At 72.7% G+C, this 20342-nt stretch carries 15 protein-coding genes, 4 tRNA genes and 1 pseudogene; 5 read left to right on the forward strand and 15 right to left on the reverse strand.

Annotated features, from left to right (window positions below; all coding sequences use genetic code 11):
• Positions 1–117: 117 nt before the first annotated feature.
• The 9 genes and pseudogenes from C3V41_RS04340 to C3V41_RS04380 all read right to left on the reverse strand — a co-directional run bounded on the left by C3V41_RS04340 (position 118) and on the right by C3V41_RS04380 (position 10759).
• Entirely contained in the window at positions 118–960 is an 843-nt protein-coding gene (locus C3V41_RS04340) for a DegV family protein (RefSeq protein ID WP_106109253.1), read from the reverse strand.
• 110 nt (positions 961–1070) lie between these two features.
• On the reverse strand, positions 1071–4052 hold the full coding sequence (locus C3V41_RS04345; protein WP_106109254.1) for a leucine--tRNA ligase: 2982 nt from the start codon (positions 4050–4052) through the stop codon (positions 1071–1073).
• A 218-nt stretch (positions 4053–4270) separates the two neighbouring features.
• The gene (locus tag C3V41_RS04350; protein WP_106109255.1) at positions 4271–4696 is read right to left on the reverse strand and encodes an HIT family protein; all 426 of its coding nucleotides are present in this window, start codon (positions 4694–4696) and stop codon (positions 4271–4273) included.
• A 119-nt stretch (positions 4697–4815) separates the two neighbouring features.
• Positions 4816–5556, reverse strand: coding sequence for a metal-dependent transcriptional regulator (locus C3V41_RS04355; protein ID WP_106109256.1), 741 nt, complete (start codon positions 5554–5556; stop codon positions 4816–4818).
• Entirely contained in the window at positions 5556–6281 is a 726-nt protein-coding gene (locus C3V41_RS04360; RefSeq protein WP_106109257.1) for a vitamin K epoxide reductase family protein, read from the reverse strand. Before C3V41_RS04360 ends, C3V41_RS04355 begins: the two co-directional genes overlap by 1 nt.
• A 59-nt stretch (positions 6282–6340) precedes the next feature.
• Positions 6341–7957 (reverse strand): metallophosphoesterase family protein, encoded by a 1617-nt coding sequence (locus tag C3V41_RS04365; RefSeq protein ID WP_254423678.1) that lies wholly within the window; start codon positions 7955–7957, stop codon positions 6341–6343.
• A 176-nt stretch (positions 7958–8133) separates the two neighbouring features.
• A pseudogene (locus C3V41_RS04370) lies at positions 8134–8928 on the reverse strand (HAD-IIB family hydrolase); the annotation flags it as partial.
• 42 nt (positions 8929–8970) lie between these two features.
• Positions 8971–9144 (reverse strand): methionine/alanine import family NSS transporter small subunit, encoded by a 174-nt coding sequence (locus C3V41_RS04375; RefSeq protein WP_106109258.1) that lies wholly within the window; start codon positions 9142–9144, stop codon positions 8971–8973.
• Between the two features lies 1 nt (position 9145).
• A complete protein-coding gene (locus C3V41_RS04380; RefSeq protein ID WP_106109259.1) occupies positions 9146–10759 on the reverse strand; it encodes a sodium-dependent transporter in 1614 nt (537 codons plus the stop codon).
• A gap of 176 nt (positions 10760–10935) precedes the next feature.
• Here C3V41_RS04380 and C3V41_RS04385 point away from each other — a divergent pair, with 176 nt between their 5' ends.
• The gene (locus tag C3V41_RS04385) at positions 10936–11664 is read left to right on the forward strand and encodes a DeoD-type purine-nucleoside phosphorylase (protein ID WP_106109260.1); all 729 of its coding nucleotides are present in this window, start codon (positions 10936–10938) and stop codon (positions 11662–11664) included.
• 81 nt (positions 11665–11745) lie between these two features.
• Here C3V41_RS04385 and C3V41_RS04390 read toward each other — a convergent pair whose 3' ends face one another.
• On the reverse strand, positions 11746–12246 hold the full coding sequence (locus C3V41_RS04390; RefSeq protein ID WP_106109261.1) for a DUF3145 domain-containing protein: 501 nt from the start codon (positions 12244–12246) through the stop codon (positions 11746–11748).
• 332 nt (positions 12247–12578) lie between these two features.
• Positions 12579–13070 (reverse strand): peptide deformylase, encoded by a 492-nt coding sequence (gene def / locus C3V41_RS04395; RefSeq protein ID WP_106109262.1) that lies wholly within the window; start codon positions 13068–13070, stop codon positions 12579–12581.
• Positions 13071–13428: 358 nt separating this feature from the next.
• Between def and C3V41_RS04400 the strand changes: the two genes are divergently transcribed.
• The 3 genes from C3V41_RS04400 to C3V41_RS04410 all read left to right on the forward strand — a co-directional run bounded on the left by C3V41_RS04400 (position 13429) and on the right by C3V41_RS04410 (position 14748).
• On the forward strand, positions 13429–13944 hold the full coding sequence (locus C3V41_RS04400) for a hypothetical protein (protein WP_129591477.1): 516 nt from the start codon (positions 13429–13431) through the stop codon (positions 13942–13944).
• A gap of 91 nt (positions 13945–14035) precedes the next feature.
• A tRNA-Asn gene (locus tag C3V41_RS04405) sits at positions 14036–14110 on the forward strand.
• 556 nt (positions 14111–14666) lie between these two features.
• Positions 14667–14748, forward strand: a tRNA-Leu gene (locus C3V41_RS04410).
• Positions 14749–14853: 105 nt separating this feature from the next.
• Here C3V41_RS04410 and C3V41_RS04415 read toward each other — a convergent pair.
• The 4 genes from C3V41_RS04415 to C3V41_RS04430 form a co-directional block, all read right to left on the reverse strand.
• On the reverse strand, positions 14854–16182 hold the full coding sequence (locus C3V41_RS04415; RefSeq protein ID WP_106109264.1) for an MFS transporter: 1329 nt from the start codon (positions 16180–16182) through the stop codon (positions 14854–14856).
• 88 nt (positions 16183–16270) lie between these two features.
• A tRNA-Ile gene (locus C3V41_RS04420) sits at positions 16271–16361 on the reverse strand.
• Between the two features lie 210 nt (positions 16362–16571).
• Positions 16572–16644, reverse strand: a tRNA-Val gene (locus tag C3V41_RS04425).
• A 184-nt stretch (positions 16645–16828) separates the two neighbouring features.
• Positions 16829–17233 (reverse strand): DUF3052 domain-containing protein, encoded by a 405-nt coding sequence (locus C3V41_RS04430; protein ID WP_106109265.1) that lies wholly within the window; start codon positions 17231–17233, stop codon positions 16829–16831.
• A 345-nt stretch (positions 17234–17578) separates the two neighbouring features.
• On the opposite strand from C3V41_RS04430, the gene aceE reads away from it, so the two are divergent.
• The gene (gene aceE / locus C3V41_RS04435) at positions 17579–20329 is read left to right on the forward strand and encodes a pyruvate dehydrogenase (acetyl-transferring), homodimeric type (RefSeq protein WP_106109266.1); all 2751 of its coding nucleotides are present in this window, start codon (positions 17579–17581) and stop codon (positions 20327–20329) included.
• Positions 20330–20342: the final 13 nt, after the last annotated feature.

Genomic DNA, 20342 nt, shown 5'->3' on the forward strand with positions numbered 1-20342 from the left:
GGTAGGAGGCGGTACCGGGCCGGTGCACGCCCTTGTCAGCCACCTGTGGACAACCCGGCCCCACAGGCGGTTGTCCACAGGCCCGGGCGCCGGATGACGCCGCGCGGTCCCGCGGTTTCAGGCCTGTAGCGGGTCGTCGACGGCCCCCAGGGCGGGGGCCACGACCACACCCAGGGCCCCGGGGCCCACGTGCGCCGCCAGGGCGGGGTCGGCGTGGGAGCGCAGGACGGAGGTCAGGACCGCCCCGGAGGCGGCCATGGCCTCAGCCAGCTCGTCCTCCAGCTCCTGGGCGGCGGCCGCGGCCCCGGCGTCGTGGACGGCCAGCCGCACGGGGACCGCGGGCGGGCGGGGACCGTTCAGGGCGGAGCCCCCCGCCGCCCGCACCGCACGGGCCATGAGGTGGCGCCGGGCCCGGGCCGCGCCGCGCACGGTCTCCGCGACCACGATGCGCCCGCCACGGACCTCCAGGATCGGGTGGATCCCCAGGGTCGCCCCCCGCAGGGCCGTCGTGCGGTCGATCCGCCCCCCGCGACGCAGGTGCGAGATGTCGGGGACCAGGAACAGGACCCGGGAGCGGGAGGCCGACTCCAGGGCCAGGGCCGCCCCGCGCCTGGCGTCCGGGGCGCCCGCGGCCGCCAGGGCGGCCAGGCCGACGCCGCCGGAGCAGGTGCCGGTGTCCACCACGGTCACCGGCCCGCCCGCCAGCGCCTCGTTGACCTCCTCGGCGGCCAGGCGCGCATTGTCCACCGTGCCCGACAGGCAGGCCGACAGGTGCACGGCGAGCACCTCGTCGGCCCTACCGGCGGCCCGCCGGTAGGCCCGGGCGAGCTCGGTGACGCTGGGGCGGGACGTCGTCCCGGTCTCCTTGTCGAGGTGGAGCGCGACGACCTCGATACCACGGGAGTCGGCCAGGGCCCGCGGCAGGCAGGCGGAGGAGTCGGTGACGACGGCCAGGGTCATGGGCCGACCCTAGCCCGTGCGCCCGTCACCCGGGCACCCGTGCCGCGCAGAGCCCTCCCTGGCGCGTCTACCAGCACGGCCGCGGAGCCCGGGCACCCGTGCCGCAACGCTCACTGCGGCACGACCGAGACCAGCCCGGGGGCCCGCACGATCACCTTGCGCACGCCGCGTCCCGCCAGGGCACGCACCACGCCGGGGGCCGCCAGGGCGAGGGCCTCCAGCTCGGCCTCGCCGATCCCGGGGTCCACCTGGAGGCGGTCACGCACCTTCCCCTTGACCTGGACCACGCAGGTGACCTCCTCGGCAGCCAGCAGGGAGGGGTCAGCCACCTCCGGGAAGGGCTCGTGGGCCAGGGAGTCCTCGTGCCCCAGGCGGCTCCAGATCTCCTCGGCGATGTGGGGGGCCACGGGGGCGGTCATGAGGACCAGGGCCTCGACGGCCTCACGCGGCACCGCCGCCAGCCCCGTGAGATGGTTGTTGAGCACGATCAGCTTGGCGATGGCCGTGTTCAGGCGCATGCCCTCGTAGTCCTCACGGACCCCCACGACCGTGCGGGCCACCAGGCGGGCCGTGGCCTGGTCGGCCGGGTCGTCCACCACCGTGACCTCGCCGGTGGCCTCATCGACCACGTTGCGCCACAGGCGCTGCAGGAAGCGCTGGGCCCCGGCCACGGCGCGGGTGTCCCAGGGGCGGTCGGCGTCGAGCGGCCCCATGCTCATCTCGTAGACGCGGAAGGTGTCCGCGCCGTAGGCGGAGTACATGTCGTCGGGGGTGACGATGTTCTTCAGGGACTTGCCCATCTTGCCGTACTCGCGCCGGACCACCTGCCCCCTCCAGGTGAAGACCGGCTCGCCGTCGTCCCCGGCCGGGCCCTCCTGGACCTCGTCGGCGGGCACGTACTGGCCGCGGGAGTCGGTGTAGGCGTAGGCCTGGATGTAGCCCTGGTTGAACAGGCGGTGGTAGGGCTCGGAGGAGGAGACCACGCCCAGGTCGAACAGGACCTTGTGCCAGAACCGGGAGTAGAGCAGGTGCAGCACGGCGTGCTCGACGCCGCCCACGTACAGGTCCGTGCCCCCGGAGGTGTTGCCAGCCTCGGGCCGCGGCCCCATCCAGTAGGCCTCGTTGACCGGGTCGACGAGGTGCTCCGGGTCGGTAGGGTCGATGTAGCGCATCTCGTACCAGCACGACCCCGCCCAGTTGGGCATGGTGTTGGTCTCCCGGCGGTACCTCCTGGGCCCGTCGCCCAGGTCCAGCTCGACCTCCACCCAGTCGACCGCCTTGCCCAGGGGCGGCTCGGGGTCGGAGGCCGCGTCGTCGGGGTCGTAGGAGCGCGGCGAGTAGTCGGTGACCTCGGGCAGCTCGACCGGCAGCATGGACTCCGGCAGCGCGTGGACGCCCCCGGCCTCGTCCCACACCACGGGGAAGGGCTCGCCCCAGTAGCGCTGGCGGCTGAAGAGCCAGTCGCGCAGGCGGTAGGTGACCGCACCGCGCCCGGTCCCCCGGGCCTCCAGCCAGGCGGTCACGACGGCCTTGGCCTCGTCCTTGCCCATGCCGTTGACGTCCAGGTCGCCGGCCGCGGAGTTCACCACGACGCCGTCGCCCGTGTAGGCGCCCCTGGACAGGTCGACGCCCAGGGGGTCGTCGGCCGGGCCGATCGTCTGGACGATGTCCAGGTCGTAGGCGGTGGCGAAGGCCCAGTCGCGCTCGTCGTGGGCGGGCACGGCCATAATGGCGCCGGTGCCGTAGCCCATGAGCACATAGTCGGCCACGAAGACCGGCACCCTGGCGCCGTTGACGGGGTTGACGCCGAAGAAGCCGGTGAAGACGCCGGTCTTGTCCCGCCCCTCGTCGGTGCGGTCGGTCTCGGAGGTGGCGGCGGCCTGGGCGCGGTAGGCGGCCACGGCCTGGGCGGGGGTGGCGTGGCCGCCAGTCCAGGCCTCGCGGGTACCCTCGGGCCAGGCGGCGGGGACGGTCAGCGCCGCGGCGTCGGCGTCGGTCTGGTCCTGGGAGCGCACCGAGGCCGAGGAGTCCAGGCCCCCCAGGAGCGGGTGCTCGGGAGAGACCACCATGAAGGTGGCCCCGAAGAGGGTGTCGGGGCGGGTGGTGTAGACCTCCAGGGAGTCCTGGCAGGCGCCGGCCGCGGCGGCCCCGGGCAGGGCGAAGGTGACCTGGGCCCCCTCGGAGCGGCCGATCCAGTTGCGCTGCATGAGCCTGACCTTCTCGGGCCAGTCCACCGTGTCCAGGTCCTCGGCCAGGCGGTCGGCGTAGGCGGTGATACGCATCATCCACTGACGCAGGTTGCGCCTGAAGACCGGGTAGTTGCCCCTCTCGGAGCGTCCCTCGGCGGTGACCTCCTCGTTGGCCAGGACCGTGCCCAGGCCGGGGCACCAGTTCACCGGCGCGTTGGAGACGTAGGCCAGGCGGAAGCCGTCCACGACGGCGTCCTTCTCCTGCGCGCTGAGATCCGCCCAGGCGCGGCCGGAGGGGACCGCGACCTCACCGCGCTCCAGCTTGGCGCGCAGCTCGCTGACGGGCCGGGCCGCCCCTGTTCCCCGCCCGTCGCGGCGCGGGGCGGTGGGGTCGAACCAGGAGTTGAAGATCTTCAGGAAGATCCACTGGGTCCAGCGCACGTAGCCCGGGTCGATGGTGGCCAGGGAGCGGCGCGGGTCGTGGGACAGGCCCAGGCGCCGCAGCTGGCGGCGCATGGTGGCGATATTGGCCTCGGTGGAGGTGCGCGGGTGCTGGCCGGTGGTCACCGCGTACTGCTCCGCGGGCAGGCCGAAGGCGTCGTAGCCCATGGTGTACAGCACGTTCCGACCGGTCATGCGGGTGAAGCGGGCCACCACGTCGGTGGCGATGTAGCCCAGGGGGTGGCCCACGTGCAGGCCCTTGCCGCTGGGGTAGGGGAACATGTCCAGGACGAAGAACTTGTCCCTGCGCGCCCCCTCCCCCGCGAGCGCGCCGACCGGGTTGTCGGCGTGGAAGGTGCCCCGGGCCTCCCAGCGGTCCTGCCAGGTGGTCTCGATCTCCTGCGCCAGGGCCGCCGTGTAGCGGTAGGGGGTGGTGCTGGCGCCGGTGGGCACGTCGCTCATCGCTCAAGCCTCTCTTCAGTCCGCGGGCGGGCCGCGTCACGCACGGGTGTCCGGCGCACAGCCTATCCCCGGCCCGACGACGTCGCTCACCGGGGTGCCCGCCACAGGCCACGTACCGGGCTGGCCCGGGCCCCACCGGGACCGTAGGCAGTCCCCGTTCTCGCGGCGAACAAGTACCGTTCTCACGACAAACAAGTACCGTTCTCGCGGGGGGCGGGCTACCTGGTGACGAACTCCCCCCAGCCGTCCTCGGTCAGCCCGGCGCGCAGGCGCTCCATGGCGGCCCCGATCTCCTGGTCGGGGACGTCGTGGCGGGCGGAGGACGGGCAGACGTCCGCCTCGGACCAGATGGGCAGGACGTGGACGTGGAGGTGGTCCACCCCGTAGCCGACCACCATGACCCCGGCCCGGGGGGCGCCGAAGACCCGGGTCTGGGCGGCACCGACACGCTTGGCGACGACGGCCAGGTGGGCCACGACGTCCTCGGGCGCGTCCACGTAGGAGCCGATCTCGGCGCGGGGGACCACCAGGACGTGGCCGTCGGTGTGCGGCTCGATGGTGGCCAGGACGACGCAGACCTCGTCGGCCCACACGAGGTGCCCGGGGAGCTCGCCGTTCATGATCTTGGTGAAGACGGTACTCATGGGCCTATTGTGCCCCGGCCCCGGCCCGGTCGCGCCCTGCTGGCAGGGCGCCGGACGGCAGGACCCGGGCCCCGTACAGGGCACCGGGGCCAGCACGGGGCCTGGGAGGCGTGGGGGCCTCAGTCCACCACCCACAGGGTCCCGGCGGGCAGGACGGCGTCGGCCCCCTGGGCCGCGGGCGCCCCGGGGGGCCGGACGGCACGGACCACGGTGGCCAGGCGCCGGGGCCCCTCACCCTCCGAGGCGTCCGGGGCGCCGGGCCGGACCCGTTCCACCACGGTCACGCGCGTGTCCAGGCCGATCCCGGCACGTGTGAGGTGGCGCAGGGTGACGGACTCGTCCTTGATACGGCCCACCACCCCGGTCTGGCCCACGCGCAGGGTGTCGATACTGCGCAGGCGCGGTACCACGACCTCGCCGTCGGGGCCGGGGATCGGGTCCCCGTGGGGGTCGCGGACGGGGTGGCCCAGGGCGGCGTCAATACGGTCAATGAGGCGGTCGGACACGGCGTGCTCCAGCTCCTCGGCCTCGACGTGGACCTCGTCCCAGGTGAACCCCAGGTTGGCCACCAGGTAGGTCTCCAGGAGGCGGTGGCGTCGGATAATGGCCGTGGCCCGACGCCACCCCTCCGAGCTGAGGGTGACCGCCCGGTAGGGCTCGTGCACCAGCAGGCCCGCGTCCACGAGCCTGGCCACGTTCTCGCTGGCGGTGGAGACGGCCACCCCCATGCGCCTGGACAGGCCGGTGATGGAGGCCCCGGCCTCCCCCCACTCGCAGACCGACCAGACCGCCTTGAGGTAGTCCTGGGTGACGGTGGAGTCCTCCGAGGCCGAGGACGCGGACCGGGGTGAGGCAGGCATCAGAGCACCAGCATCCAGCTGTCCCACAGGCCGACCACGACGGTGAGCACGACCGCCAGGTAGGCGGCTGCGGTGAGCCACCAGCGCAGGGCCCACAGGCGCCGCGCCGCCCCTTCTCCCAGCCCCAGGTGGCCGCCCAGGGCCGCCTGGCCCCAGGTGTGCGCGGCCACCGGCAGGGTCACCGCCCAGATGAGCATGCAGAAGGGGCACAGCCTGCCGAGGGTGAGTACCGAGACCCCCAGGAACCAGGCCACGAACAGCACCCCTGCGACGGTCCCGGCCGTCAGGCCCCACCACACCCAGCGGGGCAGGCGGTGGCCGGAGGCCAGCAGCAGCCCCACCACCAGCAGCACCGCGAAGGCCATGGCCCCGACGAAGGAGTTCGGCACGCCCAGGAGGTTGCCCTGCCACACGTTCAGGGAGGCGCCGCAGGAGACCAGGGGGTTGATGTCACAGGAGAGCTCGGCCAGGGGCTCACGCAGCTGCCTGAGCTCAGAGACCATGAGCTCCCAGCAGGCCGCGACACCGATGACGGAGGCCACCACCAGCAGCCAGGCGTAGGTGCGCGGGGCACCGCTGGTGGCCTGCCAGCCCCCGGGCGCGACGGCGGGGCGCAGGGCGTCCCCCCGGGGCCTGCCACCAGGATCCTGGTCACCGGAGAGGAAGGCCTCGAGCTCGTCCTCGCTCATCGCCTCGATCTCGGCCTCGGTGGGTACACGCGCCATAGCGCCTCCTTTCCGTCGGGCCTACCCTACCTAAGCCCGTCCTGGTCGCGTGCCCGCCCTCAGGAGGGGGTAGGGACATCCTGCCAGGTGGTGACCGTCACAGAAGCGTCGGGGTGGAGGACCACGGTCCTCCAGGCCAGCAGGGTGCCGTCACGGGAGAAGGACAGGACGTGGGCGTAGGAGTCCTCGGTCACGGCGCCGATGGAGGTCCCGCCCTTGCCGGCCCCGGCCACGAGCTCCAGGACGGTGCCGCGCCCGCCCGCGGTCGCGCTCAGGCCCTGCTCGCTGTGGAGGTGGCCGCCAATGAGCAGGGGCGCGCACCCGGTGGCGGCCAGGGGGCCGAAGGCGGCGGGCTGGTGGACGAGGACCACGTCGGTGGGGACACGGCAGGAGGTGGCCGCGAGCCTGGCCCCCAGGGCCTGGACGTCCTCCTGCCCGCGCGCCGTGGTGCCGGTGGCCGTGGTCCGGTCCGGGTCGGTGTCGCCCAGGACGCGCAGTCCCCCGACCTGGTGGACGGTGCCGTCGGTGACGGTCCAGCCCTGGGCGGTCAGGCGTGCGGCGGTCGCGGCCGAGTCGTGGTTGCCGATCGTGGCCACCCGGGAGACGCCGTCGGGCACGGCCTGGCTCAGGGCGTCCACGCAGACCTGCTCGGGGTCGGAGCCGGTCATGGTCAGGTCGCCGTCGTCCATGTGGACGGTGGCGCCGGCGACCTCGTCCAGGACCCCCACCAGGTCGATGACGTCGAGGTTGCAGTGCAGGTCGGTGGTCAGCACGGCGGTGACCGGCCCCAGGCGGGGAGCAGGTGAGGCGGGGGACCCGGTGGGCGACGGGCCGGCGACGTCCCCGTCCGGGGCACGCACCGGCTCGGCGGCGTCGGCCTGGGCCCAGGCCGAGCGCAGGCTGTCGGCGGCCTGGGCGTAGAAGGCCCGGGTGCTGGTCAGGTAGCTGGTCAGCTGGGGCCCGTAGGCGGCGACCACGTCGGCGAGCCTGCCGGAGAAGCGGGCCCGGGAGGCGCTGGTGCCCGCCAGGACCTCCAGGGTCCGGCTCTGCACCGAGGTGGCGGGCCACACCGCGGGCACCACCACGGCGACGGCGGCGGCCAGCGCGGTTGCCGTCCCCAGGACGCTGGCCCTCCGGTGGGTGCGGGCGGCGGCGGCCAGGGCGGCCACGGCGTCACGCAGGTGGCCGCGGGTGAGCAGGCGCCCGGCGGCCACGGCGCACAGGACCAGGGACTCCAGCAGGCCGGCACGGCGCAGGGCGTCGTCCCTCAGGGCCCGCAGCCCCTGGCGGACGGTGAGGTCGGGGTGGGCGGCGAGGGAGGAGTAGGAGCCCAGGTCCCCGGTCAGGAGGGCGGCCAGGTCGTCGGTGCCCGGGGTGGCGGCGTCGGAGGGGATCTCCCCCAGGAGCACCCGCACCCCCAGCGGCCCGGCGGGCGAGTCCAGGCTGGCGCTGCCCAGCGGCCCCAGGTCCACGGTGAGCGTGGAGTCCAGGGTGGTGGACCAGCGGGCCTGGTGGGGGCCGACCGGGGAGGAGGCGGTGGCCGTGACCGCCCCGGCCCCCAGGCAGACCAGGGTGCTGGCCAGCAGCAGGACCAGGGTGCGCACAATCCTGCGGAAGCCGACACTGCGATCCCGCCACCAGGTGCCCAGGGCCCTGCGCAGGGGGTGCCCGGGCACGGCTACGCCTGGTCGTCGGGGCCCGCCCCGGACCCCGGGGAGCTGGCCGCGCCGGGTGCGCCGGGAGCGCCAGCACCGGCAGGGGAGCCGGCCTCAGCAGGGGAGCCAGCACCGGCGGGAGCGCCAGCAGGGGCACCGGCGGGTGCGCTGGTCCCGGGAGCACCAGCCCCGAGGGCGCCGTCGGGGGCGCTGGCGGCAATACGGGCGGCGAGGTCGGTGACGTAGGCGGCGGTGTCCTGCCAGCCCTCCACGGCGTGGGTGGGCACGCCCAGGGCCTTGACGGGGTAGTCATTGCCCTCGGGGTCCAGGCGGTCGCCCACGAAGAGCATGTCGTCCAGGGCGATACCGGTGACCTCGGCGAGCCTGCGCATGCCGTAGGCCTTGTCCACGCCCTTGAGGGTGACGTCCACGCTGGTGGAGCCCCCGGAGCGGACCTCCAGGTCGGGCAGGTGGGGGGCGACGGCGTCGCGCAGGCGCCCCTTCCTCTCACCGGTGGGGTCCCAGGCCTTCTTGACCTCCAGGGGCGCCTCCTGGCCCAGGGCCGAGAAGGTGATCTGGGAGCCCCGGTCCTCCAGGATGGGGCCCCAGGTGCGCTCCTCCCACAGGCCCAGGCGGCGCGCCTGGGCCTCGATGACGGCGAACCCCTCGGCGACCTGGGCGGGGGTGAGGTTGTTGGCGTAGACCAGCTCCCAGCCCTCCCCCGCGTGCCTGTAGTAGCGGGTGCCGCAGGTGGGCATGAGGTGGAGCCGGGCGAGCTGGGGCTCGGAGGCGCCCAGGTGGGCCAGGACCTGGTTCTGGAACTGGCTGATCTGGCCCCCGGAGATGACGCAGACCGGCACCACGTCCAGCAGGGCCCGCAGGGCGGCGGCCATGGGGGCGGGCATGGGGGACTTGGAGGGGGCCAGGGTGTCGTCCAGGTCGAAGGCGACCAGTCGGGGCAGGGGCCGGGCGGGCGCGACGGTGTCAGTCATGCTCATATTGTCTCGCAGGCGTGTGGCAGGGCGCAGGACCGCTCAGCCCTGCGTCCCGGCGTTGCCCAGGTGCTCGCGGGCGGCCGCCACGGCGGCCCGCCGGGCGTCCCGGGCCTCACGACGCCCCCGGGAGACGAGGGCGGTGACGGAGACGGCCAGGCCGCCCCAGATAATGACGATAGCCACCAGCATGAGGGCGATAGCGGTTCCGGTCACGTCAGTTCACCTCCTCGTCCTCGGCAGCGGCCAGGGCCCGGAGGTCCAGGGGCCTGAAGTCGTCCCCGGGCTGGGTGTCCTCGCCCGAGCGCCTGCGGCGCACCAGCCGGGTGGCTCCCGGGAGCCCCACCGCGAACACGATCACGGCGCCCAGCACCCCCCAGCCGAAGACGGCCTCGAAGCCGTGGGCGTAGGAGTAGCCCTTGGTGGCGTAGGACCAGAAGGTCTGCACGAACATAAAGCCCAGCAGCCCGGGCACCACCAGGGCGATGAGCAGACGCCACCACAGGCCCACCACGCGGGACTCCGAGACCAGGTTGAGGTGGCGCTGGAGCTCGGGCAGGCGGCGCAGCACCAGGCCCACGATGACGCACATGAGGATGGCCGAGCCCACCACCCCGATATTGTTGACGTAGGCGTCCACGACGTCGAGGTTGTACAGGCCCGTGGAGGTGCCGAACAGGACGAAGGACAGGGCCGCGGCGGGCAGGCCCACCACGAGGGTGGCCCGGGGCGTGCTCAGGGAGTACTTCTCCGCCACCGAGGAGGCCACCATCTGGATAATGGAGATGAAGGAGGTCAGCCCCGCCATGGAGAAGGAGGAGAAGAAGAGGACCCCGAACAGGGCCCCTCCGGGCATCTGGGAGATGACCGTGGGAAAGGTCACGAAGGACAGGTTGACGCCGCTTATCCCCTTGAGGTCGGCCACGCTCGAGCCCTGGACGTGGGCCATGAACCCCAGGGTCGCGAACACGCCGATACCCGCCAGGATCTCGAAGGAGGAGTTGGCGAAGGCCGCCACCATGCCCGTGCCCACCAGGTTGGAGCGGCGCCTGAGGTAGGAGGCGTAGGTGAGCATAATGCCGAACCCCACCGACAGGGAGAAGAAGATCTGCCCGAAGGCGGCGATCCACACCCGTGACTCCCCCAGCGCCGACCAGTCGGGGGTGAACAGGGCGTTGAGCCCGGTGGTGGCCCCGGGCAGGAGCAGGGCGCGCCCCACCAGGGCGATGAACATGACCACCAGCAGCGGCAGGAAGACCCGGTTGGCCTTCTCCACCCCGTCGGACACCCCCCGGGCAATGGTCACAATGCCGAGGGCCCACACAACGAGCAGGGGGATAACCACCCCGGCCACCGGCTGGGCGGAGAAGCCCGGCGCACCGGAGTCGGGCAGGTCTCTGACGCCGATGTAGCGGGTGAAGAAGGCGCCGGCGTCGCTCCCCCAGGCCCTGTTGACCGAGAACAGCGTGTAACGCAGGGACCAGGCCACAATGACGGCGTAGTAGGCCATGATAATGAAGCAGATACCCACCTGGAGCCAGCCCAGCCACTCCAGCCTGCGCGACAGGCGCCTGAAGACGGTCGCGGCACCGCCCCGGAACCGGTGCCCCAGGGCGTAGTCCAGGAGCAGGACGGGGGTGCCCACGCACAGGAGGGCCACCACGTAGGGCACCACGAAGGCGCCCCCGCCGTTCTGGTAGGCGACGCCGGGGAAGCGCCAGATATTGCCCAGCCCGATGGCCGAGCCGATAGCGGCCAGGAGGAAGCCGACCTGACCGCTCCACTGCTCGCGTGGCGGCACGTCAGGGGTGGATGAGGGGGTGAAGGCCATGGTGACCTCTCCAGGGTTGCGGACGGACGCCGTCGGTCCCGCGCGGGATAATGGCGTCATGACGCCGAAACGGTAGCCCGTACCACGTTGCGGATCGAGTGGTGTCCAGCATGTGGGACACTGGGGTGACGACGTCGCGGTGTCCGGCCCGCGGCGCACCAGGAGAGAGGACCGCTATGTCCACCGTCCACATTGACGCCTCCCCGGGGGACTTCGCCCCCGCCGTGCTCATGCCCGGCGACCCGCGTCGCGCCCTGCGCATCGCCCAGGCCCTCATGCCTGACGCCCGCCTGGTCACCGACGTGCGCGGGATGCTGGGACTGACCGGGACCGTGGACGGGCGCCCCCTGTCGGTCATGGGCTCGGGTATGGGACAGCCCTCGATCACCATCTACGCCACCGAGCTGTTCAGCCAGTTCGGGGTGGAGCGCATTGTGCGCGTAGGGACCGCCGGGGGGATCGCCCCGGGTGTGCGGGTCGGGGACGTGGTCATCGCCACCGGCGCCCACACCGACTCGGCCATGAACGACGCCCGTATCCCGGGGGTGCGCTTCAGCGCGGTCGCGGACTTCCACCTGGCCCGGGCCGCCTGGGAGGAGTCCCGGCGGGCAGCGGGCAGCGGGGAGCTGGAGGGGGCGGTCCACACCGGCACCATCGTCTCGCGCGACCACTTCTACCTCACCCCCCAGGGGCAGACCGAGCAGCTGGCCGCCTACGGGGTGCTGGCGGTGGAGATGGAGGCCGCGGCCCTGTACGCCGTGGCCGCCCAGACGGGCAGGCGGGCCCTGGCGGTGCTCACGGTCTCCGACCACCTCCTGGACCACCGCGAGGACATGGACCCCGCCCAGCGCGAGACCCGCTTCGCCGGGGCGCTGCGACTGGCGGCCGCCGCCGCCCTGAGCTGACCCGGACACGGCCGCCGCCCCAGGACCCGGTGGGTCCTGGGGCGGCAGTGGCGGGCCGGAGGACGGGCCCGCGGCTGGTCCTCAGGCGACTCGGTGGAGCCAGCGGATGGGCGCCCCCGCGCCCGCGTAGCGGAAGGGCTCGAGCTCGTCGTCCCAGGCCTGGCCGAGGGCCAGGTCCAGCTCACGGCGCATGCGCGCGGGGTCGGCGGAGTGGGACAGGGCGGCGCGGATACGGTCCTCGGGGATGACGACGTTGCCGTGGACGTCGGTCTGGGCGTGGAAGATACCTAGATCCGGGGTGTGGGACCAGCGCCCGCCGTCGGAGCCGGGGCTGGCCTCCTCGGTGACCTCGTAGCGTAGGTTGGCCCAGCCGCGTAGGGCGCTGGCCAGCTGGGGGCCGGTGCCCACGCGCCCGACCCAGCTGGTCTCGGCGCGCACCATACCCGGGGCGGCGGCCTGCTCGGTCCAGTCCAGGTGGACACGCGCACCTAGCACCTCGGCGGCGGCCCACTCAATGTGGGGGCACAGCGCACGGGGCGCGGAGTGCACGAAAAGGACACCGCGGGTGTAAGCACCGTTCACGGGTATCTCCTCCTGGTCGGTTCGAGAGTCGTCTTCCCCTACGTTCTCGGACCGGACCGGGCGATCACGTGACGCACGCGGCGTGCAGGAACAGGCTACCATCCGTCGGCGACCGCTATCACGGCAGATGGCAGGTTCTCTCCTGCTCGGGCGCGACGGGTCCAGCGGCCCGCCGTGCGGGGGCCGGGCCGCAGGCCGCGGACGGGCGCGAAAGCCCCTGGTCCAGGGCGAGCGTCCCGTCAGCCGCACCCGGGAGCGGGGCGTCGCCCGCCCCTGCCGCGGCCGTCACGCGCCTGACGCGGGAGCTGGCCCACGGGCCAGTGGGCAGGGCCTCACAGGCCCCTCTTGCGCAGCTCCCTCATGGCCTCGACACGGTGCCTGCGGGAGAGGCGGTCCAGGTAGAGGTGGCCGTCGAGGTGGTCGCACTCGTGCTGGATGCAGCGGCCCATGAGTCCCTCGCCCTCGACGACGACCTTCCTGCCGTCCAGGTCGGTCCCCTCGGCGCGGGCGTACCAGGCGCGCTCGGTGGGGTACCACAGGCCGGGGACGGACAGGCAGCCCTCCTCACCGTCCTGGTACTCGTCCTCGGAGAGCTCAACCAGCCGGGGGTTGAGGACGTAGCCGATCTCGCCGTCAATGTTCCAGGAGAAGGCGCGCAGGCTCACACCGATCTGGTTGGCGGCCAGCCCCGCGCGACCGTCCTCGTCAACGGTCTCCAGCAGGTCCTCCACGAGCGCCTTGACGGTGGCGTCGACGCTGGTGATGGGGTCGCACGCGGTACGCAGGACCGGGTCGCCGATAATACGGATGTCACGGTAAGCCATGGGCCCATCTTCGCACGCACCGGGTGACCCTCGGCACCACGGCGTACCGCTCTGCACCCCGCGGGCGGGAAGGCGGGGCCGCACGTGCCCGGGTACCCCCGGTTATCGGTGAGGTCAAGGTGGTCGACCCAGACGGGGCCGCACGCGCCCGGCTACCCCGGCTCGAGCTGGCGGGCCGAGCGTGCTGGCGGGGCCCACGCCCCCAGGCACCCCCAGGTAGCCGGCCCGGCCCCGGGACAGGGGGGCGGGGCCGCACGCGCCCGGGTACCCGCAGGCTTGTGACCGAAGGCACTCTGCCCGGCCCGCCCCACGCCGTCGTCGGATGCCCGGCCAGGGGACGCCGCGTACCGTTGGGGCCATGCGCCTGTCCCTCTCCCGCCGTAGCCCCCTGCCCGCGCAGGCCGCCAGCCTCCTGCCCACCGGGGAGCGGGCGGTGGCCTGGGTGCCGCTGGCCGACGGCGGCTGGGCGGTGGCCGGCCCCGCGCACCTGGCCCTGACAGGCCCCGAGGGCGAGGTGACCCGGGTGGCGTGGGACGACGTCGAGCGCGGGGCGTGGGAGGCCGGGACCCGGACCTTCACGGTCCACCTGGGCTCCCCCGCCCCGTTGCACCTGGTCGTCGGCACCGACGCGCCGGGGCGGGACGTGGACGGCTTCGCCCGGGTGCTGCGGCAGCGGGTGGAGGCCTCCGTGGTCCACCTGGTGTCGCGCACGCTGCCGGACGGCACCCGGGTGAGCGCGAGCGTGCGGCGCGACGCCGAGGGCGGGCTGTACGTGCGGACCAGCCCAGGCGCCCCCGGCTCCCCCGCCCAGGCGGCGGTCCTGGAGGAGGTCCTCCGGGAGGCGCGCGACGCTGTGGGACTGCCCACAGCATGAGCTTGCTCTGGAACGACGCCGAATCGGCGCCGGTAGCCGATTCGACTCCCCCGCCCAGGCCTGCTAGGGTTCATCCCGCGCCAGGCGCGTTTCCCGCGTAGCTCAATGGCAGAGCATCCGACTGTTAATCGGACGGTTATTGGTTCGAGTCCAATCGCGGGAGCCACCACCCCCGGCCCCACCGGCCGGGGCTCCGTTGACGGCGGCGGCCATGACCGCGGTGCCGCCCGCTGCCGGGCCGCCGTGCGGTAGAGCGTGACTGCTGCTACCATGGACGCAGGAAGAGCTACCAGGATTCCGATGATGTTGAGGATCATCGAACTCCCTCCTTCCGCGCCTTCCCACTATGCGCCCCCCGGCTGGTCCGGGGGGCTTCTTGTTGTCCTCGAGGGCGTCCGCCCCCTCCGACACCACCAACGGTACGCACAGGATGGCGTAATGTTGCAAGGGCACGCACGGAGGTGGTCGTCCGCACACCGGCGAGGACCCGGGGCCCACGGCAGCGGCGCCTGCCTCCCCCTGCCGCACCCGGCCGGCGGTGGTAGGCTGGGCCCTGTCGGCCCCCCTGACCAGCGCGATCGTATAACCGGGCAGTTAGTGGGCTAAGTCCACCCGTGGGAGCCGTCTCAACTCCCTGCCCGACGCAGGGGTGTCGTTGTAAGATACACAGTAGAATGCGGCGATACCACCCTGCGCACCGAGGCGCACCGTCGGTGGCATCAGCCCCCGTGGTGGAACTGGTAGACACAGCGGCCTTAAAAGCCGATGCCGAGAGGCGTACGGGTTCGAGCCCCGTCGGGGGCACCCTGGGTGGGGGTGCCCTGTGAGACCGGTTTGACGAGGACCACCGGATCGCCGGACGCGGCTCCCGCCTCGGGGCTACCCGCCGGCATCGCCGTCCGCACGGCGTCATCCCTTGGTGGTGTGGTGCAGCCAGCGCCTTGTGAGGCCGCCGGAGGCCGTCCACGTCACCAGGGCGAGCAGGCCCAGGCCCGCGAGGAGTGCGAGGAGGGCGTGGGTGGCGGCTGAGCCCATGGCCGTGCCCAGGACCGCGACGACCACGCCCGGTACGAGGAGGTCGTCGACCTGGATGACGACCGGCAGGGCCGTGGAGCTCTCCGGCGCCCGCTGGCTGAACAGCGCCGAGCTGATAATCGGCTCGACGACGCCGACGAACGCCCCGGCGGCGGTGGTGCAGGCACACAGGGAGAGGATCTTGGCGTCCGTGCCGCCAAGGAGGACGGCGGATGTGAACGCGGCCACGCTCACGACCGGCAGCAGGCCCACCACGAGCCCGTTGCGGATGACCCAGGACCTGAGGGCGTCCCGTGACTGGGCCCAGGACGCCGCCGCCCAGACGCAGGCCCCGGTCGTGACCACCAGGAAGGTCGCACCCGGGCGGATCCCGTGGACGTACCACGCACCCGCGCCCTCCGCGCCGCCGTACAGCGCCTGGGCGACCCCTCGGCACAGCAGCGGCGTCGCGAGGGTGCGGACCGGGGTGCCGGGCACCGGGACCGGTCTGACGAGCGTGAAGGCCCTGTAGATGAGGACCAGGCCGGTGAGCGTCACCAGGGCGAGCACGACGGCCACCGGGCCGCGTCCCGCGAACGGCGCGGTGGCCACGGAGATGGCACCGACCGTCATGAGGACCACCCGGGTCCCCAGCGGGAGGGCCGACGAGGCCCCCTCCCCCGGCTGCGAGGCCCGTGCCAGGAGGGCGGCGCAGGCGGCCGCCACGACGGCGGTCACCAGGAACAGCGCCCGCCAGGACCACGCCGCCATGACCAGCTGCGCCAGGCCCGGGCCTATGATTGAGGGCACCACCCACACCGAGGCCAGGACGGCGAACACCACGGGGCGGTCGCCCTCGTCGACGTCGCGGTCGATCGAGGCGTAGACGCCCCCGACGGCGAGACCGCCGCCCACCCCCTGCACACAGCGCGCGCAGACGAGACACAGGGCCGTGGGGCTCACGGCGCAGCCTGCTGCGCCCAGGCAGAAGAGAGCCGCCCCCAGCGGCAGTGCCGAGCGGACCCGCCCGTAGACGAACAGCGCGCCAAAGAGCTGGGCGAGCGCGTAGACGGCCGTGAAGGCGCCGTAGAGACCGCCCAGGTGGAGGTCGACGGCGATCTGGGGTACCAGCGTGGACAGGGCCAGGCCGTCAAAAGCGGTCACGAACACGACCGCCACGAGGGAGACGACCCTCAGCCGGTCAGCTACCCGCAGTCTTCCCATGGGACACTCCTACCAGCCGCCGGGGAGCCCGGCCCGCACCCGGGGCGCGCCCACTGTCCGCAGGAGCCCTCCTTGGGCCGTGCCGCGGTACCCCCACTGGGATTCGAACCCAGGACCATGTGCTTATCAGGCACGGACGAGGTATAAGCTCGCTGCTCTAACCACTGAGCTATGGGGGCCTGCTCGCGTTGGAGCAGCACGCGCACCCCCGAGCCGGAGCCGCGAGCCGACGCCGGCACGAGCACCCAGAGGATACCTCACAGCGAGCGATCAAGCACGACTGACCACGCCCCGCCACTCTGGTCACCAGACCGCACGACTGCCACAGCGGGCTGACCGCCCTCCCTACCGCTGGCCTCACGGCAGTGAGGCCGCCAGCAGGGACCAGGTGGACCCGGCCGGACTCGAACCGACGACCGACGCGGTGTAAACGCGTTGCTCTACCAACTGAGCTACAGGTCCCTGCCTCCCCCGACGCGGGGCAGGCTACGGCTGCCCAGGTTACGCCGTCAGGGCACCGCGACGCCAGCACGGCCACCTACCCAGCGCGCAGGCCTCGGCATCCCGGGCGCGGCCAGCGGCCGTCAGGCGCACGCTCATGCCGCAGTCGGCGGCCCCGGGTACGGCCCGTCCCCGGGCCAGCCGCTCAGCGCCGTCGGCTGGAGACGCGGATACCGCTCCAGTGCTCCCCCATGGAGGCGGCGCTGGTCGCGTGCATGCCGGCGGTCCGCACGGCCTCCTCGATCTCGGAGGTCGGCACGGCGCCGGTGGTGCGCGCCTTGGGGGTCAGTACCCAGATGAGGCCGTCACCGTCCAGGTTGGCCTGGGCGTCCACCAGCAGGTCGGTGAGGTCGTCCACGTCGCCGTCGTCAGCACGCCACCACACGATCGCGGAGTCAGCCACGTCCTCGTAGTCCTCGTCTACCAGCTCGGTGCCCGTCAGGGCCTCGGCGGCCTCGCGCAGGGCCGGGTCGACGTCGTCGTCGTAGCCGAACTCCTGGACGATGGTCCCTGAGGTGAAGCCGAACGCCCCACCTACTGTGCTCACCACGGTTGCGACCGTCCTTCCGGGGCAGCGCCCCATGCTCGTCGGTAACGAGGCCCCGTGGGCGGGGACCTCAACCCCTAGCCCACCGCACCACCCCCGCCTGACGCAAGCGCGGCACACTATCTGGATACCTCCGGCTGCCGCTGTACCGTCGGAGGTCGCCTGCAACCCAAAGAAAAGTGTCTAACCTCATACACAATATGGGACCTTGTGCCCTCTGAGGTGTGTCGGCCCGTGGTGCCGGGTCGTAGATTTGGTTCCCGTCAAGCCCAGCGGCGCCAGCCGGGACCGCCCTTGAGCGCAGGGCGACCGAGCCGTCTACCGCACCGACGCGAGAAAGAGGATCCCGTGAGCCCCACCAGTGACTCCACCCCGCTGATTGACGGCCTCCTGACCAAGGTCACCGACAACGACCCCGAGGAGACCCGCGAGTGGCGTGACTCGCTGGACGCCCTCATTGCCGAGAAGGGGGCTCCCCGCACCCGGTACATCCTCCTGTCCATGCTCGCCCAGGCCCGCCAGAGGAACGTCAACGTCCCCACCCAGACCACGACCCCCTACGTCAACACCATCGCGGTCGAGGACGAGCCCTACTTCCCCGGCGACGAGGGCGCCGAGCGCACCTACCGCCGCTGGCTGCGCTGGAACGCCGCGGTCATGGTCACCCGCGCCCAGCGTCCCGGGGTGGGCGTGGGCGGGCACATCTCCTCCTACGCCTCCACCGCCACCCTCTACGAGGTCGGCTTCAACCACTTCTTCCGCGGCAAGGACCACCCCGGTGGCGGCGACCACGTCCTCTTCCAGGGCCACGCCTCCCCCGGCAACTACGCGCGGGCCTTTATCGAGGGCCGCCTGAGCGAGGCCGACCTGGACGGCTTCCGCCAGGAGTACTCCCACCCCGCAGGCGGGCGCGGCCTGTCCTCCTACCCCCACCCGCGCCGCATGGAGGACTTCTGGGAGTTCCCCACCGTCTCCATGGGGCTGGGTCCGGCCGAGGCCATCTACCAGGCGTGGTTCGACCGCTACCTGGCGGGCGCGGGCATTAAGGACACCTCCGCCCAGCGCACCTGGGCGTTCCTGGGCGACGGCGAGATGGACGAGCCCGAGTCCCGCGGCATGCTCCAGCTGGCCGCCAACCAGCAGCTGGACAACCTGACCTTCGTCGTCAACTGCAACCTCCAGCGCCTGGACGGCCCGGTGCGCGGCAACGGCAAGATCGTCCAGGAGCTGGAGGGCTTCTTCAAGGGGGCGGGGTGGAACGTCATCAAGGTGATGTGGGGCCGCGGCTGGGACCAGCTGCTGGCCGCGGACAAGGACCACGCCCTGGAGCACCTCATGATGGAGACCCTCGACGGGGACTACCAGACCTTCTCCGCCAACGACGGCGCCTACGTGCGCGAGCACTTCTTCGGCCGCGACCCGCGCACCGCCGAGCTGGTCAGGGACTGGACCGACGAGGAGATCTGGGCCCTCCAGCGCGGGGGCAACGACTACCGCAAGGTCTACGCCGCCTACAAGGCCGCCACCGAGCACAGGGGACAGCCCACCGTCATCCTGGCCCACACCGTCAAGGGCTACATGCTCGGGAGCCACTTCACGGGGCGCAACGCCACCCACCAGATGAAGAAGCTGACCCTGGACGACCTCAAGGGCCTGCGTGACCGCCTTCACATCCCGATCACGGACGCCCAGCTGGAGGCGGACCCCTACCGGCCCCCCTACTACAGGCCGGCCCCTAACGACCCGGCCCTGCTCTACATGCTGGAGCGCCGCCGTCAGCTGGGGGGCTTCCTGCCTGAGCGCCGTGACGCCCCCAGGACCCTGGAGCTGCCCGGGGACAAGGCCTACGCCGGTCTCAGGAGCGGGTCCGGCAGGCGCGAGGTGGCCTCGACCATGGCCTTCGTCCAGCTGCTCAAGGAGCTCATTAAGGACAAGGGCATCGGGCGCCGTATCGTGCCGATCGTCCCGGACGAGTCGCGCACCTTCGGCCTGGAGTCCCTGTTCCCCACCAGGAAGATCTTCAACACCCTGGGCCAGAGCTACACCCCGGTGGACGCCGAGATGATGCTGTCCTACCGGGAGTCCGCCTCCGGGCAGATTATGCACACCGGTATTAACGAGGCCGGCTCGGCCGCGCTGTTCCAGGTGGCCGGCACCAGCTACGCCACCCACGGCGAGCCCATGATCCCGGTGTACATCCTGTACTCCATGTTCGGCTTCCAGCGCACCGCGGACCAGTTCTGGGCCGCCGGCGACCAGCTGGCCCGCGGCTTCATTATCGGCGCTACCGCCGGACGCACCACCCTGACCGGTGAGGGCACCCAGCACATGGACGGCCACTCCCCGCTCATCTCCGGCACCAACGAGGCGGTGGTCACCTACGACCCCGGCTACGCCTACGAGATCCGCCACATTGTGCGTGACGCCCTGGAGCGCTGGTACGGGCCGGACTCCGGGCGCAACCGGGACGTCATGTACTACCTGACCGTCTACAACGAGCCGATCCGCCAGCCCGCCGAGCCCGAGGACGTGGACGTGGAGGGGATCGTCAGGGGCATCCACCGCCTCGCGGCCGCCCCCGTCGGCAGCGGCCCGCAGGTGACCCTCATGGCCTCCGGGGTGGCCCTGCCCTGGATCGAGCGGGCCCGCCGCCTGCTGGCCGAGGACTGGGGCGTACGCGCCTCCACCTGGTCGGTCACCAGCTGGGTGGAGCTGCGCCGTCAGGCCCTGGAGGCGGAGAGGGAGAACTTCCTGGACCCCATCCGGCCGCGCGTGCCCTACCTGACCGCCAGGCTCTCGGGCGAGCCCGGGCCCTTCGTGGCCACCAGCGACTTCGACCACCTGGTGGCCGACCAGATCCGCGCCTGGGTGCCGGGCCGCTACCACACGCTGGGTGCCGACGGCTTCGGCTTCTCCGACACCCGCGCCGCCGCGAGGCGCCACTACCTCATTGACGCCCACTGCGTGGTGGTCAAGGCCCTGCAGGCCCTGGCCGAGGAGGGGGTGCTGGACCGCTCCGTGGTGGCCCAGGCCGTCAGGCGCTACGACCTGCGCAACGTCCACGCCGGGGCCTCCGGCGCCCAGGGCGGTGACGCCTGAGGACGCCTCGGGC

Source organism: Actinomyces sp. oral taxon 897 (assembly GCF_002999235.1).
GTDB lineage: Bacteria > Actinomycetota > Actinomycetes > Actinomycetales > Actinomycetaceae > Actinomyces.

Excerpts from the sequence above, each read along its gene's own strand:
- C3V41_RS04340 (WP_106109253.1), bottom strand. The coding sequence starts at position 960 with ATGACCCTGGCCGTCGTCACCGACTCCTCCGCCTGCCTGCCGCGGGCC.
- C3V41_RS04345 (WP_106109254.1), bottom strand. The coding sequence starts at position 4,052 with ATGAGCGACGTGCCCACCGGCGCCAGCACCACCCCCTACCGCTACACG.
- C3V41_RS04350 (WP_106109255.1), bottom strand. The coding sequence starts at position 4,696 with ATGAGTACCGTCTTCACCAAGATCATGAACGGCGAGCTCCCCGGGCAC.
- C3V41_RS04355 (WP_106109256.1), bottom strand. The coding sequence starts at position 5,556 with ATGCCTGCCTCACCCCGGTCCGCGTCCTCGGCCTCGGAGGACTCCACC.
- C3V41_RS04360 (WP_106109257.1), bottom strand. The coding sequence starts at position 6,281 with ATGGCGCGTGTACCCACCGAGGCCGAGATCGAGGCGATGAGCGAGGAC.
- C3V41_RS04380 (WP_106109259.1), bottom strand. The coding sequence starts at position 10,759 with ATGGCCTTCACCCCCTCATCCACCCCTGACGTGCCGCCACGCGAGCAG.
- C3V41_RS04385 (WP_106109260.1), top strand. The coding sequence starts at position 10,936 with ATGTCCACCGTCCACATTGACGCCTCCCCGGGGGACTTCGCCCCCGCC.
- def (WP_106109262.1), bottom strand. The coding sequence starts at position 13,070 with ATGGCTTACCGTGACATCCGTATTATCGGCGACCCGGTCCTGCGTACC.
- C3V41_RS04400 (WP_129591477.1), top strand. The coding sequence starts at position 13,429 with ATGCGCCTGTCCCTCTCCCGCCGTAGCCCCCTGCCCGCGCAGGCCGCC.
- C3V41_RS04415 (WP_106109264.1), bottom strand. The coding sequence starts at position 16,182 with ATGGGAAGACTGCGGGTAGCTGACCGGCTGAGGGTCGTCTCCCTCGTG.